This is a genomic window from Terribacillus saccharophilus (assembly GCF_002272075.1).
Lineage (GTDB): Bacteria > Bacillota > Bacilli > Bacillales > Amphibacillaceae > Terribacillus > Terribacillus saccharophilus_A.
Map to the genome: position 1 here is coordinate 34,502 of NZ_NPBJ01000019.1, position 6,120 is coordinate 40,621.

A 6,120-nucleotide genomic window follows, 5' to 3' on the forward strand; every position below is an offset into this window, starting at 1 on the left:
GGCCTCATCCATAGGATAAGGCCTCCTTCATGATAGCAAATCATCTATTTTTTTCGTATATGGCTTAAAATCAACTGAGCTATAGAATTGACCTATCAGCCGAACTGGATCTCCAAAAAAGAAATATTCATATAAGGTCTCCCTCGTGCCAAAAGAAGACATAACAAAGTCCCAAGCAAGCCGAAACAGCTTTACTCGATCCTTCCCTAGTTTTGTCTTACTCTGCAAATAATGGTTCAATGCTGCTCCTTCTTCTGATTTAAACGCATGAAGCGGCGGGATACTCATCAGTCCGCTCGCTCCTAGCTGATGAATGGCAGGAGCAATTTCAGGATACTTACGTGCAAACAGATTGGACGCCACCTGGAGCGGTTTCAAATCCGGACAGAATGTTCCCCACTGGTCAGGTGCAGCACCTGCTTCTGCTTGCTGCAGGAGTGATTGAAGTACCTCTGCTAAAATGACCAGATTAGCTGCTTTTTCCTGAACATGCTGATACTCTGCGATATTGATTTCCTCTATTAAGGATTGAACTAGGCCGATGGCGAATTCCAGCTTCGCAATCCGACGAATCAGTACTTGATGCAAAGAGAAGGCAGCGAAATTGCTTTGGTTCTTAAAGCTGCTTGCTACTGCAACATTATCATAGTAGAAAATGCGCTCCCATGGAATGAGTACTTTATCAAACAACACGATTGTATCTATCTCTTCGTATCGGGCACTCAGCGGATAGTCCGCTGTACTCTTCCCTCCGGCAAATGATTCTCTTGCTACAAATGTCAGACCTTCTGCATTGCTCGGGATGGCGAATCCGAAACCTCTATCCTGCTCAAAGCCACCTGACGACATGACTACCAGTTCATCCGTAATACCACCTTGGGTTGCTAACAGCTTTGCTCCTTGAATAATTATACCCTCAGCATTGCGATCCACGACTTTTGCAGCAATAGGCTCATCATTCTGCTCAAAATAGAAATCGGCTCGGTTTACCTGGGGATCAATAAATGTATGCGTCATCGTCAGATCATGCTGTCGTACATATTCATAATAGCTTCGCAGGTGATCAGGAAAACAGTTATCCTTTCCTTCCAATAACGAAGCTGAAGATGCGAGTGCCATCAGTACCGTATTCATATAATCCGGGCTGCGGCCAACCATTCCATGTGTCTGTTCCGCCCAGCATTTAATCATACCGCCTCGCCTTTTCAGGTCGTCCTTCGTCTCAGGTTTAAGAAAGGAAAGACCATAACGCTCTCCGGTATCACTGTCTTTATAAGTTAGTACATCCGTATAGGCAGCATCATGCTGCAGATCGTATAATTCTGCTTGTGTACGCATTACCCCTCGGAACGCACTATGCTTGGAAAGAGGCTTCTTCACAATTGATTTACCATTCAATACTTTGTTACCTAACGCATCAATACTGGCAAGATAGGCATCTCCAGTTCTGATAGACAAATACACACACCCCTGTCATTGTTATCCAAAACGGATAAGCTGTTCTTTTCATGCAGATACTAGAGCTGTTATTCTCCCTTTCGTCTTTCTATTACCGTACGTACTGCCGCAAGGAAGACAATCAAGATAAAAACACCAAAAGCAAACAGCATCGTAAACATACAAAAACCCCCTCAAAGAAGAATATTCCAATCGTTCACAATTTATTCAAAACAAACTACTTGATTAAGTTTGTGAAGTATTGCACAATGTATTTATAAAGAATGTGAAATTATTCACATATTATAAATCTTAACAAAGGTGATGATCTATATGGAAAGAATCAATAAAGTAGCTTTGGTTGGTGCGGGATTCGTTGGGAGCAGCTATGCATTCGCATTGCTGAATCAGAATATCGTGGATGAACTAGTGATTATTGATCTAAATGAAAATAAAGCGATGGGCGATGCAATGGATCTGAATCACGGCCAAGCATTTGCCCCTCGTCCGACAAAAATAAGCTATGGCACATACGTTGACTGCAAGGATGCCGATATTGTCTGCATTACAGCCGGCGCTAATCAAAAGCCAGGAGAAACAAGACTCGACCTTGTCAGCAAAAACGTTAAAATCTTCAAAGGGATTGTTGATGAAGTTATGGCAAGCGGCTTCGATGGCATCTTCCTGATTGCCACAAACCCAGTCGATGTACTGACGCATGCAGTTTGGAAATTCAGCGGCTTGCCTAAAGAACGTGTTATTGGTAGCGGCACAACATTGGATTCTAGCCGTCTACGCTACATGCTTGGCGATTACTTCGGCGTTGCGCCGCATGATGTACAGGCGCATATGATTGGGGAGCATGGAGATACGGAGCTTCCAGTCTGGAGCCAAGCTACAATCGGCGGAGTTCCGCTTGCAACAATGATGCAGACAGACAGCAAATATAAACCAGAAGATTTAGATGAGATTTATGTGAATGTACGAGATGCTGCTTATTACGTAATCGAGAAAAAAGGCGCAACTTACTATGGCATTGCAATGAGTCTAGTACGTGTAACACAAGCAATTCTTGGTGATGAAAAAGCAATTTTGCCAGTAACAGCATATCTCGATGGTGAATATGGGGAGAAAGATGTGTATATCGGTGCTCCGACTATTGTCGGCCGTAAAGGTGCACAGCAGGTTCTGGAGCTGCCATTGAACGAGAAGGAAAAAGAACAGTTCAAACATAGTGCTAGCGTCCTTAGAAATATCATGGACACTGCCTTTCAGACTGTGAACTAACCCAAACTCCATCAGAAATGAGATGAGCATAGCATGTGGATGCAAGCGTATGATCCGTTTGGCAATGAGTATGTTAGTGCAATCATCGCCTTTTTACCGATTCTGTTTTTCTTAGTTGGTTTGACTGCTTTCAAAATGAAAGGAATACTTGCTGCAGGACTGACGCTGCTTATCAGCTTCGCCGTAGCGGTATTCGTCTTCCAGATGCCCGCACTCAAAGCGTTATCCGCTATCGTTCTTGGTATCGGAAATGGTTTATGGCCGATTGGCTACATCGTCATTATGGCGGTATGGCTGTATAAACTGGCTGTCAAATCCGGCAAATTCGATGTTATCCGCGGCAGCATCGCAAGTATCTCGCAAGATCATCGTTTACAGCTCTTATTAATTGGGTTTAGTTTTAATGCATTTCTGGAAGGAGCAGCAGGCTTCGGGGTACCGATTGCCATCAGCGCAGCCCTTCTTGCTCAGCTTGGTTTCAAGCCGCTAAAAGCAGCAGGACTTTGTTTGATCGCCAATGCAGCATCAGGAGCTTTCGGTGCTATCGGAATTCCTGTCATTACGGGCGCTCAGCTTGGCGGCATCAGCAGTTTGGAGCTTTCCCGGACACTTGCCTTGATCCTGCCGCCAGTCAGTTTTCTGATTCCGTTCCTGCTCGTCTTTATCCTGAACGGATTCAAAGGTATTAAAGAGACCCTACCAGCTTTGCTTGTACTTAGCGGAACGTATACAATCATTCAAACTGCGACTATGATTTTCATCGGTCCGGAGCTTGCCAATATCGGAGCTGCTCTGATCAGTATGGGAGTACTTGCCCTCTTCCTTCGTAAATGGCAGCCAAAGCATATTTACCGGGAAAAAGGTGCAGAAGTTCAAGAGGAGCCTGCAAAGTATACATTAGGCCAAGTTGCTAAGGCATGGTCACCATTCTATATCCTGACTATCGTCATCGCTTTTTGGAGCGCACCATTCTTTAAAAATCTATTTGCACCAGAAGCTCCGTTGGCAGGCTGGATTGCTTACTTGAAAATGCCATTTCTACATCAGGAAGTGGTCAAGATTGCACCGATTGCCGTTACGGATACACCGATGGACGCCATCCTGAAGCTGGACTTTGTTTCTGCAACCGGCACAGCTATCCTCGTAGCCGTCATTCTGACTAGTTTGTTCAGCCGGAATATCAACTTGAAATGCGCTGCCAGCGGATTACAGGAAGCAGCCAAAGAACTATGGATTCCAGTTCTCACAATCTGCTTTATCATGGCGTTTGCAAATCTATCAAACTATGCCGGACTAAGCGCATCCATAGGTTTGGCCTTAGCTAAAACAGGCAGCCTGTTTCCATTATTCAGCCCAATACTCGGCTGGATTGGCGTTTTCATCACCGGCTCTGTTGTCAGCAATAATGCACTGTTTGGTACATTGCAAGTCGTCACCGGCAGCCAGATTGGTACAAGCTCAGCCCTGCTCCTATCTGCCAATACAGCAGGCGGTGTCATGGCCAAGCTCATCTCACCGCAGTCTATCGCGATTGCAACAGCAGCTGTAAAAGAGACAGGTAATGAATCAGCTTTGTTTAATCAGACGATTAAGTACAGCTTGATGCTGGCTGGATTTGTATGTGTATTGACATTTGTTTTATCTCTGTTTTTATAAAAAGAGCGTGCGCAATTTACGAGGTCATAGAAAAACTACTAACTTCGAAATTTTAGTTGTCAAACAGACAAAAGGAGGATCTGAACGTTCAATTTTTGAACGAACAGATCTTCCTTTTTACTAGTTTATATTATACATCCTCCTTCTCCAAATCCTTTCTATGCCTCTACCCAAGCAATTTTATTACATGTACATACAATATTCTGAAAGAAAATCATATGAGGACTATAGTTTATTATGGAGGTGTTAGACATCGCATCAAAAACGAAATTGACCGGTCGTGTTATTTTCAGAGGCGAACCGGGATATGAAGAAGCACGACTTAATTGGAATCCGTTCACTGACACATACCCCCTTGTTATTGTGTTCGCACAAGAACATGATGATGTGGTCAATGCAATAAAATGGGCACGAGAAAACAATGTCCCTCTTCGTGCTCGTGGCGGGCGACACGCTTTAGAAAGAAATATGTCTGTTGTAAGAGACGGCATCATCATCGATGTCAGCGACATGACTCGAGTTCGACTAAATAGTAAGAAGGAAATAGCTCTTATTGAAACCGGCATTGATGTAGGACCGCTTGTCAGTACTTTAGCCAAATACGGCCTCATGTCTCCATTTGGAGATAGTCCTACCGTGGGAATTGCCGGTCTTACACTTGGAGGAGGAATTGGACCACTTCAACGTACAATCGGTCTTGCTAGTGATAATCTCATTGGAGTAAAAATGGTTGATGCGGATGGAAGAACAATAATAGCTGATGAAAACAATAATTCTGACCTCTTGTGGGCTTCACGCGGTGGAGGCGGAGGAAATTTCGGCATAGCTACAGAATACAAATATAAGGTACATCGTGCACCTGAAAAGGCAACGGTATTCGACATTAATTGGCCTTGGGAACAATTAGAAGACGTTGTGAAGGTTTGGCAAAGGTGGTCTCCATCTGTTGACGAAAGATTAGGCACTAGTTTAAGTATTAACACTAAAACCAATGGGTTGCTCCAAGCAACAGGTCTGTTTCTAGGTTCAAAAGCAGAGTTAACTGGTTTGTTAGAACCATTGTTAACCACGGGTACGCCATCAGAGGTTAACATTCAAACTTTGCCTTGGCCTGCTGTCGTTAGAAATCGACTTCAACCTGATCAAATACCAACAGATATGGCGAACAAATTTTCTTCATCTTTTGGATTTCAGCCATTTCCTGATGAGGCAATCAAAGCTATGCGCTATTTTCTAGAAAACGCAACCGGAAGTGAGTCCAATTTCTTCTTTCTAAACTGGGGGGGCGCAGTAAGCAGAGTTTCTCCAGAAGCAACAGCATTCTTTTGGCGTGATCCAAAGTTTTATTTTGAGTGGAGTGCAACTTGGAAAAACCCTTCTGACGCCCAGAGAAACATCGCGTTAGTAGAAAGAACTCGTGAGATGTTGAAGCCGTTCTCCAAGGGATCCTATGTCAATGTTCCGGATTTTAATATTAAAAACTTCGGAAGTGCTTATTATGGAACAAACTTTGACAGACTCCGGGAAGTAAAAACAAAGTATGATCCAAAGAATGTATTCCACTATCCGCAAAGTATACCTCCATTTTACTAAAGGTCTGGTTTCGGTATTGTTCTAGTAGGTACCACATCTAACATTCTAAAAAATGAGCGCTCCTTAAAAATGGCCTAATTGAGTAGGGCGTGCTGAAAAACTACAATATCATGATAAAGAATAACCATATAAAGAAAAAAAGTAGAA

At 43.5% G+C, this 6,120-nt stretch carries 4 protein-coding genes; 3 read left to right on the forward strand and 1 reads right to left on the reverse strand.

The genetic code is table 11. The annotated features are described in order from the left end of the window. Positions 1–27: 27 nt before the first annotated feature. The gene (gene hpaB / locus CHH48_RS10215) at positions 28–1,458 is read right to left on the reverse strand and encodes a 4-hydroxyphenylacetate 3-monooxygenase, oxygenase component (RefSeq protein WP_176466391.1); all 1,431 of its coding nucleotides are present in this window, start codon (positions 1,456–1,458) and stop codon (positions 28–30) included. A 312-nt stretch (positions 1,459–1,770) separates the two neighbouring features. On the opposite strand from hpaB, the gene CHH48_RS10220 reads away from it, so the two are divergent. The 3 genes from CHH48_RS10220 to CHH48_RS10230 all read left to right on the forward strand — a co-directional run bounded on the left by CHH48_RS10220 (position 1,771) and on the right by CHH48_RS10230 (position 5,973). After that, positions 1,771–2,724, forward strand: a complete 954-nt coding sequence (locus CHH48_RS10220) for an L-lactate dehydrogenase (protein ID WP_428848880.1) — start codon at positions 1,771–1,773, stop codon at positions 2,722–2,724. A 33-nt stretch (positions 2,725–2,757) separates the two neighbouring features. Next, on the forward strand, positions 2,758–4,380 hold the full coding sequence (locus CHH48_RS10225; RefSeq protein ID WP_095219047.1) for a lactate permease LctP family transporter: 1,623 nt from the start codon (positions 2,758–2,760) through the stop codon (positions 4,378–4,380). 237 nt (positions 4,381–4,617) lie between these two features. Then, positions 4,618–5,973 (forward strand): FAD-binding oxidoreductase, encoded by a 1,356-nt coding sequence (locus CHH48_RS10230; protein WP_095219048.1) that lies wholly within the window; start codon positions 4,618–4,620, stop codon positions 5,971–5,973. The last annotated feature ends 147 nt before the right edge of the window (positions 5,974–6,120 follow it).